This window comes from Rhodococcus sp. BP22, assembly GCF_014281965.1.
Taxonomy (GTDB): domain Bacteria; phylum Actinomycetota; class Actinomycetes; order Mycobacteriales; family Mycobacteriaceae; genus Rhodococcoides.
Window position 1 is genome coordinate 71,964 of sequence record NZ_JACFTB010000009.1, and the last position, 20,884, is coordinate 92,847.

At 60.7% G+C, this 20,884-nt stretch carries 21 protein-coding genes and 1 riboswitch; of the genes, 6 read left to right on the forward strand and 15 right to left on the reverse strand.

Annotated features, from left to right (window positions below; genetic code table 11):
• The first annotated feature begins 3 nt into the window (after positions 1–3).
• Complete coding sequence (locus tag H2510_RS18585; protein WP_186629771.1) at positions 4–1,143, forward strand: metallophosphoesterase; 1,140 nt, start codon at positions 4–6, stop codon at positions 1,141–1,143.
• Between the two features lie 2 nt (positions 1,144–1,145).
• On the opposite strand, the gene gcvP is transcribed toward H2510_RS18585, so the two are convergent.
• The 14 genes from gcvP to H2510_RS18650 form a co-directional block, all read right to left on the reverse strand.
• Positions 1,146–4,025 (reverse strand): aminomethyl-transferring glycine dehydrogenase, encoded by a 2,880-nt coding sequence (gene gcvP, locus H2510_RS18590; RefSeq protein WP_315901434.1) that lies wholly within the window; start codon positions 4,023–4,025, stop codon positions 1,146–1,148.
• Positions 4,026–4,190: 165 nt separating this feature from the next.
• Positions 4,191–4,288: riboswitch (glycine riboswitch) on the reverse strand.
• Positions 4,289–4,299: 11 nt separating this feature from the next.
• Positions 4,300–4,890 carry a MerR family transcriptional regulator gene (locus tag H2510_RS18595; protein WP_222438923.1) on the reverse strand — a complete coding sequence of 197 codons (591 nt, stop codon included), beginning with the start codon at positions 4,888–4,890 and terminating at the stop codon, positions 4,300–4,302.
• 362 nt (positions 4,891–5,252) lie between these two features.
• The gene (locus H2510_RS18600) at positions 5,253–5,726 is read right to left on the reverse strand and encodes a bifunctional nuclease family protein (RefSeq protein ID WP_186629773.1); all 474 of its coding nucleotides are present in this window, start codon (positions 5,724–5,726) and stop codon (positions 5,253–5,255) included.
• A gap of 128 nt (positions 5,727–5,854) precedes the next feature.
• Complete coding sequence (locus H2510_RS18605; RefSeq protein WP_084345349.1) at positions 5,855–6,592, reverse strand: MerR family transcriptional regulator; 738 nt, start codon at positions 6,590–6,592, stop codon at positions 5,855–5,857.
• On the reverse strand, positions 6,589–7,086 hold the full coding sequence (locus H2510_RS18610; protein WP_136172264.1) for an FHA domain-containing protein: 498 nt from the start codon (positions 7,084–7,086) through the stop codon (positions 6,589–6,591). The genes H2510_RS18605 and H2510_RS18610 overlap by 4 nt, the downstream gene beginning before the upstream one ends.
• A 175-nt stretch (positions 7,087–7,261) precedes the next feature.
• Complete coding sequence (gcvH, locus tag H2510_RS18615) at positions 7,262–7,666, reverse strand: glycine cleavage system protein GcvH (protein WP_261393063.1); 405 nt, start codon at positions 7,664–7,666, stop codon at positions 7,262–7,264.
• A 71-nt stretch (positions 7,667–7,737) separates the two neighbouring features.
• Complete coding sequence (locus H2510_RS18620) at positions 7,738–8,445, reverse strand: DUF881 domain-containing protein (protein ID WP_397517387.1); 708 nt, start codon at positions 8,443–8,445, stop codon at positions 7,738–7,740.
• A 5-nt stretch (positions 8,446–8,450) separates the two neighbouring features.
• Positions 8,451–8,837, reverse strand: a complete 387-nt coding sequence (locus H2510_RS18625) for a small basic family protein (protein ID WP_247596083.1) — start codon at positions 8,835–8,837, stop codon at positions 8,451–8,453.
• Between the two features lie 35 nt (positions 8,838–8,872).
• A complete protein-coding gene (locus tag H2510_RS18630) occupies positions 8,873–9,724 on the reverse strand; it encodes a DUF881 domain-containing protein (protein ID WP_261393042.1) in 852 nt (283 codons plus the stop codon).
• Positions 9,724–10,335 carry a CDP-alcohol phosphatidyltransferase family protein gene (locus tag H2510_RS18635; RefSeq protein WP_397517388.1) on the reverse strand — a complete coding sequence of 204 codons (612 nt, stop codon included), beginning with the start codon at positions 10,333–10,335 and terminating at the stop codon, positions 9,724–9,726. Before H2510_RS18635 ends, H2510_RS18630 begins: the two co-directional genes overlap by 1 nt.
• A gap of 72 nt (positions 10,336–10,407) precedes the next feature.
• Complete coding sequence (locus H2510_RS18640) at positions 10,408–11,034, reverse strand: CoA pyrophosphatase (protein WP_186629775.1); 627 nt, start codon at positions 11,032–11,034, stop codon at positions 10,408–10,410.
• Positions 11,019–11,150, reverse strand: coding sequence for a hypothetical protein (locus tag H2510_RS20955; protein WP_261393043.1), 132 nt, complete (start codon positions 11,148–11,150; stop codon positions 11,019–11,021). The genes H2510_RS18640 and H2510_RS20955 overlap by 16 nt, the downstream gene beginning before the upstream one ends.
• Positions 11,151–11,190: 40 nt before the next feature.
• Positions 11,191–11,412 carry a hypothetical protein gene (locus tag H2510_RS18645; protein ID WP_186629776.1) on the reverse strand — a complete coding sequence of 74 codons (222 nt, stop codon included), beginning with the start codon at positions 11,410–11,412 and terminating at the stop codon, positions 11,191–11,193.
• 37 nt (positions 11,413–11,449) lie between these two features.
• Positions 11,450–12,379, reverse strand: a complete 930-nt coding sequence (locus H2510_RS18650; RefSeq protein ID WP_186629777.1) for a CPBP family intramembrane glutamic endopeptidase — start codon at positions 12,377–12,379, stop codon at positions 11,450–11,452.
• 172 nt (positions 12,380–12,551) lie between these two features.
• On the opposite strand from H2510_RS18650, the gene H2510_RS18655 reads away from it, so the two are divergent.
• From H2510_RS18655 to H2510_RS18675, 5 genes are all read left to right on the forward strand, one after another.
• Positions 12,552–12,995: a Fur family transcriptional regulator gene (locus H2510_RS18655; protein WP_315901435.1), complete on the forward strand. Its 444-nt coding sequence runs from the start codon at positions 12,552–12,554 to the stop codon at positions 12,993–12,995.
• Between the two features lie 33 nt (positions 12,996–13,028).
• The gene (gene katG / locus H2510_RS18660; protein ID WP_397517389.1) at positions 13,029–15,263 is read left to right on the forward strand and encodes a catalase/peroxidase HPI; all 2,235 of its coding nucleotides are present in this window, start codon (positions 13,029–13,031) and stop codon (positions 15,261–15,263) included.
• A gap of 142 nt (positions 15,264–15,405) precedes the next feature.
• Positions 15,406–16,389, forward strand: coding sequence for an iron-containing redox enzyme family protein (locus tag H2510_RS18665; protein WP_186629778.1), 984 nt, complete (start codon positions 15,406–15,408; stop codon positions 16,387–16,389).
• Positions 16,390–16,507: 118 nt separating this feature from the next.
• A complete protein-coding gene (locus H2510_RS18670; protein WP_186629779.1) occupies positions 16,508–18,580 on the forward strand; it encodes an AMP-binding protein in 2,073 nt (690 codons plus the stop codon).
• 115 nt (positions 18,581–18,695) lie between these two features.
• Positions 18,696–19,847 (forward strand): GGDEF domain-containing protein, encoded by a 1,152-nt coding sequence (locus tag H2510_RS18675; RefSeq protein WP_186629780.1) that lies wholly within the window; start codon positions 18,696–18,698, stop codon positions 19,845–19,847.
• Between the two features lie 28 nt (positions 19,848–19,875).
• Here H2510_RS18675 and H2510_RS18680 read toward each other — a convergent pair whose 3' ends face one another.
• The gene (locus H2510_RS18680; RefSeq protein WP_315901436.1) at positions 19,876–20,664 is read right to left on the reverse strand and encodes a hypothetical protein; all 789 of its coding nucleotides are present in this window, start codon (positions 20,662–20,664) and stop codon (positions 19,876–19,878) included.
• Positions 20,665–20,884: the final 220 nt, after the last annotated feature.

Consider the following 20,884-nt stretch of genomic DNA (forward strand, 5'->3'; position numbering starts at 1 on the left):
CACATGACTCGACTTCTTGCATTCGGTGTTTTCCTCGCATTGGTATGCTTGGTGATTCATCTCCGTTTCGTGCGCGGGACTCGACTCCCCCGACCCTATTCTTTGGTCGCAGATGCCGTTCTCGCAATCATGTGGGCTCTGGCCCTGGTGGGTATCGGTTCGGGCGAGTTGTTCGATCCGAGTTGGGCTCGCATGCCGGGCTTCCTAGGACTCACCTGGCTTGCTGTGATTCTGTATCTGGTACTGGGAACCCTGCTCGTCGGGGTTGTCACCCTCGGGATCCGGATCGTGTCATCGCTGCGCGGACGCGATTCCGGTGCTATCCGGTTTGGGGTGAACAGGCTTGGTTCTGCTCTGGTTGCCGCCGCGTCCGTCGTCGCAGTCACGTATGGAGTATTCGAAGCAAGCGAACCGCGGATCACGAATACGACTGTTGCCCTCGAGCGCCTTCCGGCGGAATTCGACGGGCTGCGAGTGGCGTTGGTGTCCGATCTTCATGTCGGACCGGCCCGCGGGGAATCCTTCGTTCAGAAGGTCGTCGACGATATCAACGCGCAGGCCCCGGACCTCATCTTGCTGGACGGTGATCTCATCGATGGGACCGTCGATCTCGTCGGCTCCGATCTGAACCCACTACGCGAATTGTCGGCACCACTGGGCGTCTTCGGAGTCAGTGGCAACCATGAGTTCTACGCCGACGACGGTGGCAAGTGGCTCGACTTGTGGTCAACTCTGGGGATCACCGTTCTGCGAAACGATCGGGAGGAAGTGACGCGAAACGGCGTAAGCATCGACATCGCCGGTATCAACGACGCGACAGCACCCGCGCCTTACGAACCAGATCTGACCGTTGCCCTCGAAGGGCGTCAGTCCGATCGATTCGTCCTTCTCCTGGCCCACCAACCCAAGCAGGCGCACGAGGCTTCCGAAATGGGAGTGGACATGCAAGTGTCCGGACACACCCATGCGGGTCAGATTTGGCCGCTGCGCTATCTGGTGCCGCTACAGCAGCCAAGCGTCGAGGGACTGGACCGAATCGGCGGCACGACCCTGTTCACCACGCGCGGCGCCGGAGCGTGGGGTCCTCCTGTACGAGTTGCAGCACCGCCGGAAATCTCGATGCTGCAACTCGTCGGAGCATAGATTCAGGCGAAGGCCTCGATCGGCGGGCAAGAGCACACCAGGTTTCGATCTCCGTGTGCCCCATCGATTCTTCGCACTGACGGCCAGACCTTCGCCCTTCCGTTCACTGCGTCGGGGAACACTGCCTCGGCCCTCGAATACGGGTGATTCCATTCACCCACGAGGCTCTTCGCAGTGTGCGGCGCACCACGAAGCGGGTTGTCTTCCACTGGCCACTCCCCTGCGCCGACTCGATCGATCTCAGCGCGGATCGCGATCATGGCATCGCAGAAGGCATCTATCTCGTCCAGATTTTCACTCTCGGTCGGCTCGACCATCAAAGTGCCTGCGACGGGGAAGCTCATCGTCGGCGCATGGAACCCATAGTCGGCAAGACGCTTGGCGACATCGTCGACCGTGACGCCAGTCGCTTTGGTCAACCCTCGAAGATCGAGGATGCACTCGTGCGCGACCATCCCGTTGTCGCCGGTGTAGAGAACCGGAAAGTGCTCGTCCAAACGCCGGGCTATGTAGTTTGCCGACGCGATGGCGGTGAGTGTCGCGCGACGCAGCCCCACCGCGCCCATCATGCGGATATACGCCCACGTGATGGTGAGAATCGAAGCACTGCCGAACGGCGCGCCCGATACCGCGGGACCGCCACCGAGGTCGGCTCGCAGGGGGTGCCCGGGGAGGTACGGCTGCAGGTGACTGCGTACTCCGATCGGACCGACACCGGGGCCGCCGCCACCGTGCGGAATGCAGAACGTCTTGTGCAGATTCAGATGGCTTACGTCACCACCGAAACGGCCCGGGCGGGCAAGGCCGACAAGAGCATTCAAGTTTGCCCCGTCTACGTACACCTGACCGCCGGCGTCGTGTACGAGTGCGCAGATGTCGTCGATCTCGTGTTCGTAGACGCCGTGGGTCGACGGATAGGTGATCATGATCGCCGCCAACGAACCGGAATGCTGATCGATTTTAGCCCGCAGGTCATCGACGTCGACGTCGCCGTTGCTGCGGCAGGCCACCACGACGACCTTCATACCGACCATGACGGCAGAGGCAGCGTTCGTGCCGTGTGCGCTCGACGGAATCAGGCACACGTCACGGTGGCTGTCCCCCCGCCCGAGATGATAATTACGGATCGCGAGCAATCCTGCATATTCCCCTTGGCTTCCCGCGTTGGGCTGCAGACTCACCGCGTCGTAACCGGTGATGTCGACCAACCACTTCTCGACATCGGCTATGACAGAACGTATTCCTACCGTGTCATCATCGGGAGCGAAGGGGTGCAACCGTGCGAATTGTGGCCAGGTGATCGACTCCATTTCCGCGGTTGCGTTGAGTTTCATCGTGCACGAGCCGAGAGGAATCATGCTTCTGTCGAGCGCAATGTCTTTGTCCGAGAGCATCCGCAGGTAGCGAAGCATCGAGGTCTCGGATCGGTGGCGAGTGAAGGCCGGGTGGGTCAAGAACTCCGAAGTGCGCACGAGGTTCGCCGGAATGGACTCGGTCGACTCGGAGACGGAGTCACCCGCTTCGAAGGCACTCAGAACTGCGTCGACATGGGCTGTGGTGGTGGCCTCGTCGCAGGACACTCCGACTCTGTCGGCATCGATGAATCGAAGATTGATACCGGCGCTCTTGGCCGCATCGACGATGCCCTGCGCGCGTCCCGGAACGATCGCCGTGACCGTGTCGAAGAAATCGTTCGAAATCAGCTCGACGCCAGAATTCGACAGGCCGCCGGCAAGCCGTCGCGCGTGCGAATTTACTTGGCGCGCAATCGCTCGCAGTCCTTCGCTTCCGTGATAGCTGGCGTACATTGCTGCCACTATCGCCAGCAGAACCTGAGCGGTGCAGATGTTCGAGGTCGCCTTCTCACGACGGATGTGCTGCTCCCTGGTCTGCAGGGCAAGCCGGTAGGCGAGGTCTCCGTCCGCGTCGACGGACACACCGACCAGACGGCCTGGAAGCTGCCTCGAATGTTGCGAATGCACTGCGAGATAACCGGCATGTGGACCGCCGTAACCCATGGGAACACCGAAACGCTGAGTGGTGCCGAAACAGACGTCCGCACCCGCTTCACCTGGAGGGGTAAGCAGAGTCAGCGCCAACAGGTCTGCACCGATCGCAACGAGCGCACCTGCTTCGTGCGCTCGCGTGATCGTCTCCGTGTGGTCGACCAACGCACCCGAGGCGCCGGGCGTCTGCGCAAGCACGCCGAAGAAGTCACCTTCAGGAAGGCCCTTGGCCAGATCGGTCGACACCAATTCGATGCCCAGCGGCTCAGCCCTGGTTTCGAGGATCGCACGAGTCTGCGGGAACACGTCGATGTCCACGAGGAAACGCGACGACGTCGACTTGCGATTCGCCCGGCGAAGAAGCGTCATGGCCTCAGCGGCCGCAGTGGACTCGTCGAGCATCGACGCGTTGGCCACTTCCATTCCGGTCAGATCGGACACCATCGTTTGAAAGTTGAGCAGCGCCTCCAAGCGACCTTGGCTTATCTCCGGCTGGTAGGGCGTATAGGCGGTGTACCACGCTGGGTTTTCGAGTATTCCGCGAGTCAACACCGGAGGCGTGAGTGTGTCGTAGTAGCCGAGCCCGATCATCGACGTCGCCACTGTGTTCTGCGAAGCAAGGGCGGCCAACTCGGCGAGGGCTTGATGTTCGCCCACTGGCTCCGGGAGTGTTTCGAGACCGTCACTGATACCTGACGACGACGCAGGATCGAGAATTGACCTCGGCACTGCGCGGGTCGCCAGTTCGTCCAACGACACGACGCCGACAACGTGAAGTATTCGTTCGAGTTCGTTACTGTCCGGGCCAATGTGTCGGTCGGCGAACAATGCCTTTACCGATTTCGGATCAGTTGTGCTAGAAGAACTTTCGGTCACGGGGGCGCTCCAAGGTGTGCGTACGACAGGGCCGGATCCTCCCCCTCTGTCGCGTGCTCACCGAAACGAGCGCCTGAGAGATTCAGCCGATCCGGACCCTAGGAGCTGTCCGAACGTCTTTTCACCTTGGGCGGATGGGTGCTCCCATCACTTTCCAGAGACGTCGAAGCTCACACGGTCCGTGTGCCTGAGAGATTGACGGGGAGGTATTGCTCCTTCGGCGTCCGAGACTGGCTGCCCCGGAACTCTCCCGCGCAAGCGCGACGCTCGAAGTCTATCCTGTCTTGCAGCTGGCCCGAGTCTTGCGGCGGGAGGCGAGCTCATCCTCGGGACTCGCCTCGGACTCTCCGCCGTCTGCACGCTCGGCTGGGAAGTCGGCAATAAGACCGGTCAGTTCGCGCATCGCTCCGTTGACGGCGATACCGAAGACCCCTTGGCCGCCCTGCAGTAAATCGACTACTTCCTCCGCGGACGTGCACTCGTACACAGTGGTGCCGTCGGAGAACAGGGTGATGTTTGCCAAATCTCCGACGCCGCGCTTACGAAGGTGATCTACCGCGACTCGTATGTTCTGCAACGAAATGCCAGTGTCGAGTAAGCGCTTGACGATCTTCAGAACCAGCATGTCCTTGAAGGAGTAAAGGCGTTGACTACCGGAACCAGCTGCGCTGCGAATGGACGGAACTACCAGCCCAGTACGAGCCCAGTAGTCGAGTTGACGATAGGTGATTCCCGCTATCTGGCATGCACTCGGAACTCGGTAGCCCACCAGTTCGTCCGGAACGGAGTCATCCGGGAACAGCCCCGGCTGAAAATCAGGCACGAAGGGTGTCACCGTGGCGTCTGCCGCAGGCTGCGTCGGCAGATCTGCGTTCGAGGTGTCCACCGATTCAGCGTCGTCCGGCACAATGCTCGATGAACCGTGGTGGCGTCCCTGCGGCTGATCTTCCACTTACTTGCTCCCTCTTCGGATGTCTCGACGCTGCTGTTCGGACCATGACGACGATAGAGGTCCGACCGGGAGTGATCCCGGTGTACTTCTGCGTGAAATCCACTCCGCGTACCCGGCAAGAGTACGCCTCGGCGCGAACCAACGACACACGATCGTCGACTTCTGTACTTCACATGGGGAACGCTATGGGGCCGAGGAGGGACAATCAACGCAACGCGCCGTAAACCTGAACCTAAAGTTGAGGTTGAGACTCTTCCGTTACCGAATCGATCAGTTCAGCCGTCCGTGGCCTTGAAATCATCCGGTGAAACCGATTCCAGAAACTCCTTGAACTTCTCGACTTCGTCCTCGCGCTCGTTAGGCATCAGGAGTCCGGCTTCGGAAAGGACAGGCTCATCGGCAAATATAGGTACGCCGGCCCGCAACGCGATCGCGATAGAATCCGATGGACGGGCCGAAACACGGATGTCCTTGTCGAAGACCAGATCCGCATAGAACGTGCCCTCCTGAAGGTCCACGATGCGAACTTCCTTCAACGTGTGTCCCAAAGCGCCGATCAAGTCCTTGATCAAGTCGTGCGTCAGGGGTCTGCCCGGTTGCACGCCCTGCTGCTCGAGCACAATGGCCGCCGCTTCGGTCTGCCCGATCCAGATCGGCAGATACCGCTCTCCATCGGCTTCACGCAGCAGCAGGACGGGCTGATTTTGAGGCTGCTCGACACGAATACCGACAACACGCATCTCACTCATTGCCTCTGCCTCCCATATGCGTTGAAAATCGGGCCGCAGGTCTGGGTCCGCCTACTGCAGCCGAGTCTATTGGAATCGACCGCCATGCGGAGGGTGGCCTAGGGATGAACAGGAAACGAGGCGAACGCTCAGCGATCGAGCGCACCGCGCACCGCGGCCTTGACCAGACAAGTGTGCAGCGTCAATGACAGCGCAGCCAGCTCTCTGATCATTTCTTCGGCTCGGTCCCGCGCTCCCGCATCTCGGCCCTTCGCAACTGGTCCGGCGATTTGCGCTACCAAACCGGCTTCCCGATCGGCAGCCAATTTAAAGGCTCGTAGGTGCCGAACCTCGAGACCGAACTGCAACATCGCTTTCGCAGTCCGCGCAAGGGTTATCGAGCCCTCATCGTAGAAACCGGCCTGACCCGGCGTCAGTAGGCCGCCGCGAATGAGTTCGGTTACGAAAGTCTCGTCGACACCCGCTCGTTCCATGAGGTCAGCCTTGCTGACTCTGACCTCACGATCAGCGAGAAACTCTTCAGGCGACACTTCACCGGGAGCAATACTGAGGCCACGGGGTCTACGAGGCGCGTCCTCTGCACGCTCGACGCGTGCAACACCACTGTCGATGGCTTCGAGCTGCTCTTTGATCACCTTCAGCGGAAGGTATTGATCTCGCTGCGCCGTCAATACATATCTCAACCGCTCGCAATCGGCGATGGAGAAACGGCGATATCCGGACGCTGTGCGCTCGGGCGAAATCAACCCCTCCGCTTCGAGGAATCGAATCTTCGAAATCGTGACGTCAGGAAAGTCGGGCCGAAGTCGATCGAGGACGGAGCCAATCGACATCCCCCCGGGAGACTGCTGCCCGACGGCGGTCACTGGCTGCCCGCACCCGCAGACGATTCGCCGACCTGGGATCCGGCGCCGCCGCGTGGACCGGTCAGGAATACCAGGCGGAACTTGCCGATCTGGACCTCGTCACCGTTGGTGAGCACAGCCGAGTCGACAGGCTCGCGGTTGACATAAGTTCCGTTGAGGCTTCCGACGTCGACCACCTGAAACTCGTTCTCGTCCTGACGGAACTCGGCATGACGCCGACTCACAGTGACATCGTCCAAGAAGATGTCACTGTCCGGATGACGGCCGGCAGAAGTCGTCGGCTGGTCCAGTAGGAATCGTGACCCTGCATTGGGTCCCCTCTTCACGACGAGAAGAGCAGATCCGACGGGCAGGCCTTCCACACCCGACACCGGGGCCTCCGAGGTCTGGCTCGTCGCCGAGTTGTCCAGCTCCTGCAGGAAATCCGCACGAAAAACCGAAGTGGTTTCCGCTGGCGACTCTCCGTAGATGCCGTCGTTGTCGTTCTCGCTCACCGTTTCTCCTTCTCAGTCCTCTGCACCCTGGCGACTCACACCACGGTCGACGCAAAATAGTTTGCTTGTTCTGTGTTCCTACGGACCTGCGCCCCGACACGACAACTGCACAACAACGACCGTACCTTGCGGACGGGCATGGGTGTAGACGGTTGCTTCAGCTCGCGTCCGCTAGTTACTCGGTCGTAATGGCAGCATATCCGTCCGCATCGAGCATCTCTGACACTGCCGCGTCCAAGACCTCTACCGAGGAGACCTCCAGCTCGACCAACCACCCGTCGGTGTAGGGTCCCGAATTCACCTTTTCCGGATCTGCCTCCAGAACTTCGTTGACGGCAATAACTTTGGCGGTCAGGGGTGCGAACACGTCGGACACACTTTTGGTCGATTCGACCTCGCCCATGGAGGAGCCGGCTGTGACTTCCTCACCGACGGAGGGCAGCTGGACGAACACGACATCACCCAACTGCGCCTGTGCGTAGTCGGTGATACCAACGCGGACGGTGGATGGGCTTACTCGTTGTACCCACTCGTGTTCAGGTGTGTAGAACAAATCGGCAGGCAGCTCGATCTCGCTCAACTCGGCAGTCCTTTCGTCTGAGCTCACCGGACGGTGATGCTGGGTTTTGCTCGATGAGCGTATTGACGTGATCATGGGTCCCGCAAGGCGGACACGGTGACCTGCTCCGATTGTAAAATCCGGCATTGACCTCCATTCCTGGCTACCGTATCGACCACCCCGCCAGGAATATCCAATGCTGCGGCCAACGTCGCCGGATCACCGACTGCGGTGTAGACGAACGGTGCACTTACCTTCTGCCCGTCCACGACGACCGCCCCTGCGCTTCCCGCTATCCACGAGTCCAATCCGATACGCACTCCATCGTTGTCACTGCCGGCGATCTGCACCGTCTCCGCGCCTGCCGCTCGCAGCTCCTGCAACGCGTCCACCAGGACCTCCGAACCGACGCCGGTGCGCGGGTCTTCCACCGTCATCACGATGCCTGGACCCGTCGCGGGAACGGTCCCTACCAGTACCGACAAGGCGTCGAGACGCGCGCGCGCTTCGGTGAGCGCGGCACCGGAGCCGCCGTCCTCCTGCTGCAGTGTCGCCAGCGTGTCCTGTAGCGACGTGATGTCTTCACGGAGCGCGGCTTCTCTACGACCCAAGTTGTCCAGAAGGACGAGAAGATCTCCAGGGCGCGCGCTGTCGAGTGAATTCTCACTGTCGTTCACGCGAACCTGCGCAGCCAAGCCGATCCCGAGGGCGATCATCAACACGATCGTCAGCGAACCGAACACAATCGTCCTGCGTCGGCGCCGATTACCGTGGAACTCGTGCCTTCCCTCTCGTGCCACTGCGGTCAGGCTCCGAACAGTCGACGGCGCAAGGCTGCGGCATTTCCGAAGATCCGGATGCCCAGAACCACGACTATGGCCGTCGATAGCTGTGTACCCACTCCGAGCTGATCTCCCAGCCACACTATGAGTGCTGCAACGAGCACGTTGAAGACGAACGAGACTACGAAGACCTTGGAATCGAAAATTTCGTCCAGATACGCTCTGAGGCCGCCGAAGACCGCATCGAGCGCAGCGACTACGGCGATCGGTAGATACGGAGCGACTGCACCGGGAATCTGCGGGCCGGACACGGTTCCGATCAGTACCCCGATCCCGAGAGCCAGGAATGCCAGCAGAACCAACCCGCCGCCGCGCCTGTTCAGAGCATGTGTAGCACGGTCGTCGGACATAGAGTTTGCCGCTACCCCTTCGTTACGTTCCTGTGTCACCTTCCGCCTTCCTGCTGTACACGCGGGGCAGTCCTGACTGCCGCTGCGGGCAGTTCGAGTGAATCCTCGGACCGCACTTCGAAGCCGACATCGTAGAGCTGAGCGAGCGCTGACATTCGCAGGTGGGCATCACTTACCGCAAATCGAACCTGTAGTTGCTCGGGCGACCCGATCGCATCGATCGCGTACGGGGAGAAGACTGGATGATTGTCTACCAGCATGGCGCCACCCGCCTGTCTGATCGTGACGTTCGGGCCGATTCGGATACCGTCGACGGCAATCGCCTCGGCGCCACTCGCCCACAGTGAATTCACGACTACTTGGAGATCTCGGTCCAGTACGGTGGCCGCCGAGTTTCCGCGTTTCTTCTGCGAAACATCGGACAGGTTTGCCGAGGCAGGCGGCTCGGTGACCACGACGGAGATGCCCGCACCGGACGAAGTTTCGGCACCTGCCGCAGACTCGATGTTCCTCAGTGAACTCAGAATCGATGCGCCATCATTGTCGCTCTGTAAGACGCTCGACCGGGCTGACTCGACCTCACCGGCGAGAGTGGACCGAGTTCGTTCCATCGCGTCGGACCGGCTTTCTGCCTCGCGTACCGTCTCCACCAAGTCGTGCGCTTGACCGGACGCGTCCGACCTGAGGACGTCGACTCGAGATAGCGCCACACCGAAGACGGTGCCGATGAGAACTACGCCGACGATGGCGAGGACTACGTCCATAGTGGACCGAGTGGATTTCGACGATTTGGTTGCCGAAGCGGCTGCATACCCTGGGTCGAGGTGCTCGCTCATCAACGACTTCAGCAGTGAAGGCGTCGGGTTGCGTATCGGTGGTTTACGCATCACGAAACACGTTGATTCTGGCTCTTCGGGATCGTCTTCGCCACGATCGATGCTTTGTAGGTGTAGAGCACTCCGGTCCACGTGTAGAGAGCGGTCCCCCAAATGATCAGCGAATATCCGATCGGCGTGAGCACATCCGCCACGACCGACTCTCCGGTGGCACCGAGCAGCACAGGAAGGGCGATCATGATCACGAAGGTTGCTGCTTTACCCAGATAAATCACCTCGGGTGGCGGTAGTCCGCGTCGGCGGTAGATCAGCAAAGTACCCGCGAGGACGACGTCGCGTCCGATCAGAATCGCGGCCACCCACCACGGAATGATCCCACGGGCAACGAATACAGCGAGAGCACTGACGACCGACAATCGGTCCACCAACGGGTCCAGAAGCGCGCCCAGTTGCGACGACTGATCGAGCGCCCGTGCAAGCTTTCCGTCTAGCCAGTCGGTTGCACCGCTGAGCAGCAGGACTGTCAGCGCCCATCCATCTGCTTCAGGAACGAGGAGCAGATAGAGAAACAGTGGAATCGCCAGCAACCGAAGTGTGCTGAGCACGTTCGGCACAGTGAGAACCCGACTACTGAGATCGGCATCGGAACCCGGATCGCTCACCACCCACACCTCGATTCTTTGTCGTCGACGCCCTGATTGAGGCTGGATTGGTATTCACACGTGGGTGAAAAGTCACCGCCACGCGAACACCGGTTGCTCGAAGTCTGCCACGCGAGTATGACGCCGATGGAAGACGACTTCGCGGAACTGGTGAACGACCGCACCCGTCGGCGCGTGTACCAGCGAATCTCGGAACGGCCATTGGATGACGGGCCGTTCGGATTCCGGGATCGCCACGAATCTCGGGTCTATATCGATCTCCGAGGCCTCGACCTCGTACACGATCTCGACCTCGACGACGTTCGGCACGACCTGCTTCAACGTATCGCCAACCCACACGACGAACGGCGTGATCACATACCCGGATCGAGTGCCGTAATCGTCGAGCCTGCCAAGGACGTCGTGTGGAGAAACATGCACGTTCAGCTCCTCGCCGAGTTCACGCAGGCAAGCATCCTCAGCCGACTCCCCCGGGTCTATGCCACCTCCTGGTAAAGCAAACTGCCCCGGATGAGCGCGCAGACGCGAGGGACGCATGGTGAGAAGCATCCGTCGTCGGTACGGTTCACCACCGATGGCTATGGCCACAGCGGCAGCTCGCATGTCGCCGACTGCCATCCGCCGAAAATCGAATTCCGATAATGCGGACACGATCGACGAACGTTCCAACCGTTCGTCCGCGATCACGACGGAATCCATGTCGGGACGCAATATTGTCCGCGAACGTTCCACAGGACTTCGCCGTCGGATCGAACACCGGAACCACCGGAATGGATGCCGAACGCCGCAACGACCTGCTGGTCGGAATCGGGCATCGACAACTCCTCGGTCGGTGTGCGGAACGGTTGCTACATCCTACTCATCGCGCAACGCCGAGCTCTCGCGCGAATACCGGGTCCACAACGACGCGATCGACCCTCCAACCAGTCCCAGACTTGCGCCCACAACGATTCCGACTGCTATACCGGGCGCGCCGCCGACGGCGACGCCGATAGTGATACCTACCCCGGCACCCATACATATACCGACGCCAGGCAACGACTCACCGAGGCGTCGGGCTGATCGACTTGTGCTCATTGCCATATCCCACAATCTTTTTCGATCGCTCGACCGGTCACACTCTGTCTGCATCTTCGGTGGGAAGCTGCACTGTCGGCGGAACTTCGTGCACGGCAACCGCGTCCGAGCCGGTGTGCCCACCGATCGAAGGGATCGCCGATTCGCCCGGCAGCACCGCGTCGAGCGCACGTGGTACGAGCCAATACAGCAACGCACCGAAAAGGACCAGGATGTTGCACCATTGCAAAATGGTCGCTGCATTGTCGTCGGCGATGACGCGGTCGAGGGCTTGCATGTTCATCACCAGACCGTGGAGAAGTATCAGGACCCACAGCCTTCGGAACCGGAAATAAACCCACACCGCAGCTGCGCCCCAGAGGAATGCCCACACGAACCCGCCGAAGCCGAAGTACACGTAGAGCAAGCCTCGCATGGTGGCGGCGAGAACCATGATCCATCCGATCGGTAGTCGACCCGCGAGAAGGAGAACGGGCAGCGCCGCTAGGAGTGGCTCCTCACGCAACCCGGTTGCCAACGCGGAAGCGACAGCCAGCCAGGGTGACTCCACGACCGCCGGCACCGAGAAGTCGAACCGCGCAATACCTAGCTGGCCGAGCACCAACACGACCGCTGATGCACCTGCGATGGCCGCGCACCATGCGATGGACGCATCGAGAGCAGTTCCCTGGCGCTCGGGTAACACAGTAGCGAGAGTGCGTCGCCGCAGGACAAGAGTCAGCCCGATCGCTATCAACCCCAACGACATCTGGACCGCCAGCGCAATGAGGTCGGCACGTTGATCCGACACGCTCAGCACCGGGGCAGGCGCGTTGGGCTCCCGCATTCTCCAGAGCGCACCGAGAATGCTGACCGAGTACAGCAAAAGCCAACCGGTCACCATGCCGAGAACGAACAGGACGCTGACGATCGACGACGGGCGCATCGATTGGTTCGGGCGCGACCACACGCTGCTGTTGCCCACCATCTCCGACCACCCGACCTCGAACGCTCATCCGAACGCGATCTGTCTACCACGAGTTCGAGATCGACGGGGACTTCGAACTGGGTGCGGCGATGACCCGAGAGTCCTTCCGAGGTATAGGCGGGTATCGGTCGAATACTTGACTTGTTCAAGAAATGAGAGTCGTATCACAGGGGTGACTTCGAGGCCCAACTACCGGGAGATGTTGCGCGATGCAGCACTTCGTGTCACGCGCCCTCGCATCGAGGTGCTCGACGCGGTGCACACGTACCCGCACTCGGACACCGAGTCCATACATGCCGTAGTTCGCGCTGAACTGCCGGTCGTCTCCAGGCAAGCCGTCTACGACGTGCTCAGCGCCTTGACTGCCGCACAGCTCGTTCGCCGCATCCAACCCGCCGGTTCCGTGGCGCGGTACGAGTCCAGAGTCGGCGACAATCACCATCACCTCGTATGCACCTCGTGCGGGGCCATCTCCGACGTCGATTGCACGGTCGGATCGGCTCCCTGCCTCACCGCGTCCGACACTCGAGGATTCGCAGTACACGAAGCCGAGGTCGTGTTCTGGGGCATCTGCCCCGATTGCGCGCCCCCACAGAGTTCACGATCACAATCATGATCGGTTCGATCCGCCAGCCCCGGAAGGAATCTCGTGTCTGAAGACCACACCACTCGCGAAAAAGAGATGAACCAGGACCAGCCCCAAGAGGGAGGCGCCTGCCCAGTTCTTCATGATCGGCAGCTACACCCGAGTGAGGGTTCGAGCAATCGTGATTGGTGGCCGCAGAGCCTCAACCTACGGATTCTCAAGAAGAACCCGGCTGTGGGTAACCCAATGGGCGATAACTTCGACTACGCCGCTGAGTTCGCCAAGCTCGATCTGGCCGAGGTCAAGGCCGACCTTGCGGCCTTGATGACGGACTCACAGCCATGGTGGCCCGCGGACTTCGGTCACTACGGACCATTTTTCGTACGTATGGCCTGGCACGCAGCGGGCACGTACAGGATCCAGGACGGACGCGGCGGTGCTGGCGCGGGGATGCAAAGATTCGCTCCGCTGAACAGCTGGCCGGACAACGCCAGTCTCGACAAGGCTCGCAGACTGATCTGGCCTGTCAAGAAGAAGTACGGCAACAAGCTCTCGTGGGCCGATCTCATCGTCCTCACCGGAAACGTGGCGATCGAATCGATGGGATTGCCGACCTACGGATTCGCCGGAGGCCGCGTCGACGTCTGGGAGCCCGACGAGGACGTGTACTGGGGACCGGAACAGACATGGCTCGGCGACGAGCGCTACACGGGCGAGCGGGAACTGGAGAATCCTCTGGCCGCTGTCCAAATGGGTCTGATCTATGTCAACCCCGAGGGCCCGAACGGCGAGCCCGATCCCGCGGGTTCCGCCGTCGATATCCGCGACACGTTCGGCAAGATGGCGATGAACGATATCGAAACCGCTGCGTTGGCAGTTGGCGGCCACACCTTCGGCAAAGTTCACGGTGCAGCCGATCCTGAGCCACACATAGGCCCAGAGCCAGAGGCCGCACCGCTCGAGCAGATGGGTCTCGGCTGGAAGAACAGCTACGGCACGGGCGTCGGCGCAGATGCCATCACCAGTGGCATCGAAGGTACCTGGACGCCGACTCCGACGACCTGGGACAACACTTTCCTCGAAACGCTGTACGGCTACGAGTGGGAGGTCCACAAGGGTCCGGGTGGTGCTTGGCAGTGGCGTCCGAAGGACGGTGCTGCATCCGATCTCGTTCCCGACCCCGCCGACCCTGCCAAGCGGCACGCTCCGATGATGCTGACCAGTGACATCGCGATGCGCGTCGACCCGATCTACGAGCAGATCACTCGACGTTGGCTCGATCACCCTGAGGAACTGGCCGAGGAGTTCTCGAAGGTCTGGTTCAAGTTGACCCATCGTGACCTGGGGCCGGTCTCCCGCTACCTCGGTCCCGAGGTTCCCAGCGAGACCCTCCTGTGGCAGGACCCGATCCCGGCGCGCGATCATGAACCGGTCGGCGAAGCAGACATCGCAAAACTCAAGAGCGTCATCCTCGCTTCGGAGCTGACCGGACCACAGTTGATTTCCACAGCATGGGCTGCAGCGTCGTCGTTTCGGGGCAGTGACAAGCGTGGAGGCGCCAACGGTGGGCGTCTTCGCCTGCAGCCACAGGCCGGATGGGAGGTCAACGAACCGGACGAACTGGCAAACGCGATTCGTGTTCTGGAAGGAATCAAGGAGACCTTCGATGCTGCGGGAACAGCGAAAATATCATTCGCCGACCTCGTCGTCCTCGGCGGATGTGCCGCCGTCGAAGATGCCGCGCAGAGCGCCGGCCACGATGTCACGGTGCCGTTCACTCCGGGGCGTACAGATGCAGCCCAGGACCAGACCGACGTCGAGTCGTTCGCCGCTCTCGAACCCAAGTCGGACGGATTCCGCAACTACGTAGGCAAGGGTCAGCGTCTTCCGGCCGAGTACTCCTTGGTCGACAAAGCTAACCTGTTGACTCTCAGTGCGCCCGAGATGACAGTGCTGGTCGGCGGTCTTCGAGCGCTGGGAGCAAACCACAAAAAGTCCGAACACGGAGTCCTGACGACGCGTCCGGGAACCTTGACCAACGACTTCTTCGTGAATCTCCTCGACATGGGCACAGAGTGGGTTCCCACGTCGGAGGACGGCATCTACGAGGGCAAGGACGCGGCGACGGGAGAAGTGAAGTGGTCCGGTACCCGTAACGACCTCGTCTTCGGCTCGAACTCCGAACTGCGCGCCCTGGCCGAGGTCTACGCGTCGGACGATGCCCGCGAGAAGTTCGTGCACGACTTCGTCGCTGCGTGGGACAAAGTAATGCAGTTGGATCGCTTCGATCTGGTCTGAGCAGAATATTCGTCCGTCCGGCGCAGCGGGTTCACCCCGTTGTGTCGGGCGGCCTTCGCTCTCGCCGATCTCCGCTCTCGCCGATCTCCGCTCCGACGTCCGAGAGGAGATTGGCTTCGGCCGGAAGGGGTAAACAGGTCCGATGACAAGTACTGCACTCGTTTCTTCGCCTCCCCTACCTGCACCCTGTGGTCCCTTGTCGGCCGGTGTCATGGACTTCATCACCGGTAAGTCGACAACTGCGCCCCCGACTGCCGGTGGAGTGGATCCGATGTCTCGGGACCTCCATGTGGCGTTGGCCACCTGCTACGAGTTGCACTATCGAGGCTTCGCCGGAGTCGACGACCGCTGGGAATGGGATCCGGATGTGCTGCGATTCCGCGCAGGCTTGGAAGAGTCGTTCATGTCGTATCTCCGCGACAGCGTCGAGCCAGGCGACGACGCGATTGCCGAAATGGAGTACTTGTCCGTAGCGCATTCTTCGGGTACCGGGCCCTCCTGGTATCTGCGCGACGAAGGTTCGTGGGAACACGTGCGCGAGTACTTCGTTCACCGGTCGATCTACCATCTCAAGGAAGCCGACCCGCACGCATGGGCGATCCCTCGGCTGCACGGACAAGCAAAAGCGTCGTACGTCGCGGTCGAGTTCGACGAGTACGGCGGCGGGCGCGGTGAGCGAGTACATCAGAAGTTGTGGGCAGACCTCATGGATGCCGCCGACCTGGATTCGACTTACCTCGGATATACCGATCGAGTGCCTGCCGAGACGCTCGCGTGGGTCAATTTGATGTCGCTCTTCGGTCTGCACCGGGGACTGCGCGGTGCGACGGTCGGGCATTTCGCTGCCACTGAGATCACGTCCTCGCCCGGGTCACAGCGGTTGGTTACCGGCCTGGCGCGGCTGGGGGCACCGCAGGCCTGCATCGATTTCTACGCCGAGCACGTCGAGGCAGACGCCGTGCACGAGCAACTATTGCGTCACGACGTCGTCGGCGGCCTCATTCGTACAGAACCCCATCTCGAGTCCGACATCGTCTTCGGGATGCGTGCACTCGATTTTGTGGACGCTGCGCTGGGTGACCGAGTACTTACAGCGTGGCACTCGGGCGCGTCCAGCCTGATCTGAAAAACCTTTACCGAACGCTGCTCAGGCGTGCCAGTTGCCGTCTACCATCCGATATTGGGTTCGGATCAAGCAATCCCCGCACTGGTGGGGCGCACGTCTGACTGGGGGCGGAACAGCTATGTTGTCCGACGTGATCGATGTGACCATCGACTTCGAGCATTCGAAAGATCAAGTCTGGGAAATCGTGACTGCGCCGGAATGGTATTGCCGGTTCTTCATGGGAATCGAGTCCTGCCTGCCTGTCTCGGAGTCGATTCCGGGAGCGTTCACGGCAAGGGCCGACAGCATCGATCACGCTTTGCGTCTCGATCTCGATTACGTGAGAACGACGATGTCGATCACTCATCTCGATTCCGGCGGATTCGTCAATGTCCACCTCACCGAGGATTCGCCGGGGCGATGCACAGTCGAAGTGACCGTGTTCAAAGCATCTCTGAACGGTGCGTACTCGCGTGTTCCCGACCGCAACAGCGTTGTATGCGATTGGTTGCGAGCGGGGTTCGCGCACCTTGCCGACTACCTGGCGGGGAAGCAGACCTCTGTTCTCTCCGGCTCGGGTAACTCCCGGACTGTGCAACTCGATATCGCCAAGACAATGTACAAAACCGGTGTCATCCGCACAGCACGCCCAGATCTCGCATTTAGGCAACTGAATTCTTTATCCAAATGGGGTTTCACGCTGGGCGGCGGGTTCGGGGCAGCCGCAGCGACATCACCGGACGCCATCGCACTTATCGACGACCGAGGAACCCGAACGTTCGCAGAGGTACATCAACGGTCACACCGCATAGCTGCGGGTTTGTACGCGATGGGTCTTCGCTCCGGTGACGCCGTCGGGGTTTTGGCGCGCAATCACATCGCAATGACCGAGTGCACCGTCGCCTGCGGATTGCTCGGGGTAGACGTGGTGCTGTTGAACACCGGCTTGGCAGCACGCCAAATCGAAAGTATCGCCGACCACCATCAGTTGAAGGCCTTGTTCGCTGACGACGAGTTCGACTCGATCGTCTCGCATGTGGCCCAGGAGGTGCCGAGAATCGGCCTCTCCTCGCGCTCGACCGTGCCGGGTAGGCGGCTGCTCGAGCAGCTGGTAGCACCCCCGTCCGCGACATTCGTTCGGCCTGAGCATCCGGGAACATTGGTTGTTCTCACTTCCGGAACGAGCGGAACTCCCAAAGGCGCATTCCGCCCCACTGCCAAAGGGTTCGGAACGATCGCGGCGATGTTGTCGAAGATGCCGCTGCGGGTGAACGAGCGAATGATGATTGCCGCGCCACTTTTCCACAGCTGGGGTCTTGCTGCACTTCAGCTCAGTACACCGCTGCAGTCGACGGTTGTGTTGCAGGACAGATTCGAACCCGAATCCTGCTTGCAGGCGATTGCAGATAATCGTTGTACCTCGCTCATCGCGGTGCCGATCATGCTCCAACGCATCCTCGAGTTACCCGCGGACGTCCGCGCGCGGTACGACACCTCGAGTCTGCGGGTAGTGGCTTGCAGCGGATCGGTTCTGGCAGGCTCCATGGTCACCCGCTTCATGGACACATTCGGTGACGTTCTGTACAACTTCTACGGCTCTACAGAGGTGTCGTGGGCAACGGTCGCTGGACCTGCCGATCTCAGAGCTGCTCCTACGACGGCCGGAAAGCCGCCACTTGGAACTCTTGTGGCCATTCTCGACGGCGGCGGTAATCCGGTTCCGCGAGGCTCTGTCGGTAGAATTTTCGTTGGTAACGACATGCTGTTCAACGGATATACCAACGGCGCTACGCCTGCTGTCACAGCGGGCCTGGGGGCGGACATGATGGACACCGGCGATCTGGGCTACCTGGACTGCAACGACCGGTTGTTCGTCAGCGGCCGGGACGACGAGATGATCATCTCAGGTGGAGAGAACGTCTTTCCTGGTCCTGTCGAGGATGCGATTGCTCATCTTCCACAAGTCGGCGAGGTCGCAGTGGTAGGTGTATCGGACAAGGAATACGGTCAGAGGCTGGCCGCATTCGTCGTGATGCGCGGCGCCGCAGGACTGGACGATGACATGGTTCGTCTCTACATCAGAAATCGGCTGAGCCGATTCTCGGTGCCTCGCGACGTCACGTTTCTCGACGAGCTTCCGCGGACAGCAACCGGCAAGGTGATCAAACGTCTACTGATTCAGTCCTCGCCGCAAACCCCGCTCGCGACCTAGCCTGCCTTCACGACGATAGAAAAGTCCAGCGCGCCGGGGCATCAAGATCGTCGGGCTGACTGTCCCCGCGATATGCTGTCGGCTACATCAGGCGGCGAACCGAGGCTATTGATACATGAGCGCAACCTTGCGCCGAAACAAGTCCGAATCGAAGTCGTTCTGGACGCGATTCGACACGCGGACAACGATGGTGATCACGAGCGCCTCTGGGGCGCTGCCGCTACTGGCAATTGCGCTGATCTCACCGTCGTTCCTTCGCGACGGCGCGCTACCCCTCCTGACCGCGATCGTCGTCTTCACCGCGATTACCGTGCTGTACGCCGTGCATGTCGGCAAACTGACAGATAACCAGTTCGCCGTGCTCGGTGCGGGTGGCATGATCGGTGTCGCAATTTCGGCTTACCTCATCGCCGATCCTGCAGGTACGCGGGCAGTGACGTCATTGCTCGCCGTCGTACCTGCGATTGCAGCGTCCGGCTCGTCGCCCCGCATGACCGCTGCTCTCACCACAGGCTCGGTGGCAATGGCGACGTGGTTGTCGGCCGTCAGTCTCTCGTCCTCCGGCGTTGCGGTCACTATCGTCGCTATCGGCGCCGGAGCAACGTCGGTGCTGGTACCGGTAATTCTGATCGCGACGCTTCGCCGGTCTCTACTCACCGTCAACAAGCGCCTCAACGTTCTGGCGAATACCGATCCACTTACCGGTCTGCTCAATCGCCGCGGCATGATGACACAGGTAGAAGCGTTGCTCGACCGTACGTGCGACAGTCGCAGTCAGTTGTCCGCCCATGTCATCGACATCGACCATTTCAAGGCCGTGAACGACAGTCATGGCCACGCTGCAGGCGATCTCATACTCGTGACAATTGCGGATGCCCTCGTTCATGCAACCGAGGAGACAGGATCGAAAGGAACGATCGTCTCTCGCATCGGTGGCGAAGAATTTCTCGTATTGACTCCCCTTACCGAAAGCCGTTGTTTCGAATCGAACATTCTCGAGCGTGTCCGCTCCGAATGCGAGGTCACCGTCAGTATCGGATCGGTCACTGCCGACGTACGTGCCGTCCTCGATCCCAGGCTCAACATCGACGGTGAATTAGAGAGCCCCCACGTCGAGCAAGTCATCGATACACTCATGCACGCCGCCGACAACGCCCTCTACGCCGCCAAATCCAGTGGCCGTGACCGTGCGTCACACGCCGGGACAATAATGGTCACGTGGAACTCGACGCGGCAGTCCGATGAATCGTTATCCCCTCGAAGATAGTTCCCCGCAGTCGAAGCTTTGATGTCCACTATGCGACTGCAGAAGAGTGATAGCCGTTTCCGGTCAACGCACGCGCGTCGCTTTCCATAAGGCCCCAGACCTCCGCATGTGCTTCTCGTGCAATCGTCTCCCGATCCCACCACATCAAGCGCGTGCGGTACTGATCACTGGGGTACGCAGCAGCCGGCACAGTTGTGTCGATTCGCCCTCCGGATGTTTCCCACTGACGAAGCACATGGTCGGCAGCACTTGCGAACAAATACCTGCTCCCCGTCAGTTCGATCGTCGGCAGCGCCGTTCTCGCCAACAGTCCCGAAATCACCCGCGCCGGCGCTCCCTCTCGTACCCACGCGCTCTTCATCTCGATGATTCCGTGCGGAAGTCGAGTCCGGAGTTGACCTCTGACCACGTCGAGCCCCGGTGAGTCCGCCCATTCGGTCAACACATGAGACTGCTCGACATAGGTATAAGGACCCTGCGCCCGAACACCACCGAGCATCTCCCCGTCAGGTCCGAGAACGACATAGAACAACGCCGTCGTCGCGCCCGATTCCACTTCGTCGATGTCGAGAGCACACGTCACACCATGGCGCGAGTACGACGACCAAGCACCGTCGACATACCTCGTCCAGAGTTCCGGCGCTGCAGAAGGCATCGCCGCAACGAGAGTCATCGATCCCTCACAGTGGCTGAATCTCGGGCCGAATAATGCGTCGACGGGCCGACGCATCCCTGCAAGCTTCGACCGAGCGGCACGCGAACCCCAGTTCGCGCTAGGGGTTGCAGTTCGGTAATCGACTGTCGTAGGTGCAGACACGGTTTCTCCTAAGAAGACATACCGGGTTCCAAAGGTCCCCGGCTAGGGGGGCGAAAGCCGACGCCATCGGGCGCCGACAGTTCAGTTGCCAAGTGGCAACCAGGTAATTCTTCCTGGTCGTGCAACATTTGACTGTTCGAAGGTCGTAAATCTTTGTCCCAGCACTGCGGAAAATGATATTTCCGGTACCAACGACACACTCTGTCAAGACTTTCGACAC

Coding starts and splice junctions, on each gene's coding strand:
- H2510_RS18585 (WP_186629771.1), top strand. CDS start 4: ATGACTCGACTTCTTGCATTCGGTGTTTTCCTCGCATTGGTATGCTTG.
- H2510_RS18600 (WP_186629773.1), bottom strand. CDS start 5,726: ATGAGTGAGATGCGTGTTGTCGGTATTCGTGTCGAGCAGCCTCAAAAT.
- H2510_RS18625 (WP_247596083.1), bottom strand. CDS start 8,837: ATGTCCGACGACCGTGCTACACATGCTCTGAACAGGCGCGGCGGCGGG.
- H2510_RS18630 (WP_261393042.1), bottom strand. CDS start 9,724: ATGCGTAAACCACCGATACGCAACCCGACGCCTTCACTGCTGAAGTCG.
- H2510_RS18640 (WP_186629775.1), bottom strand. CDS start 11,034: ATGGATTCCGTCGTGATCGCGGACGAACGGTTGGAACGTTCGTCGATC.
- H2510_RS20955 (WP_261393043.1), bottom strand. CDS start 11,150: ATGCCCGATTCCGACCAGCAGGTCGTTGCGGCGTTCGGCATCCATTCC.
- H2510_RS18645 (WP_186629776.1), bottom strand. CDS start 11,412: ATGAGCACAAGTCGATCAGCCCGACGCCTCGGTGAGTCGTTGCCTGGC.
- H2510_RS18650 (WP_186629777.1), bottom strand. CDS start 12,379: ATGGTGGGCAACAGCAGCGTGTGGTCGCGCCCGAACCAATCGATGCGC.
- H2510_RS18665 (WP_186629778.1), top strand. CDS start 15,406: ATGACAAGTACTGCACTCGTTTCTTCGCCTCCCCTACCTGCACCCTGT.
- H2510_RS18670 (WP_186629779.1), top strand. CDS start 16,508: ATGTTGTCCGACGTGATCGATGTGACCATCGACTTCGAGCATTCGAAA.
- H2510_RS18675 (WP_186629780.1), top strand. CDS start 18,696: ATGAGCGCAACCTTGCGCCGAAACAAGTCCGAATCGAAGTCGTTCTGG.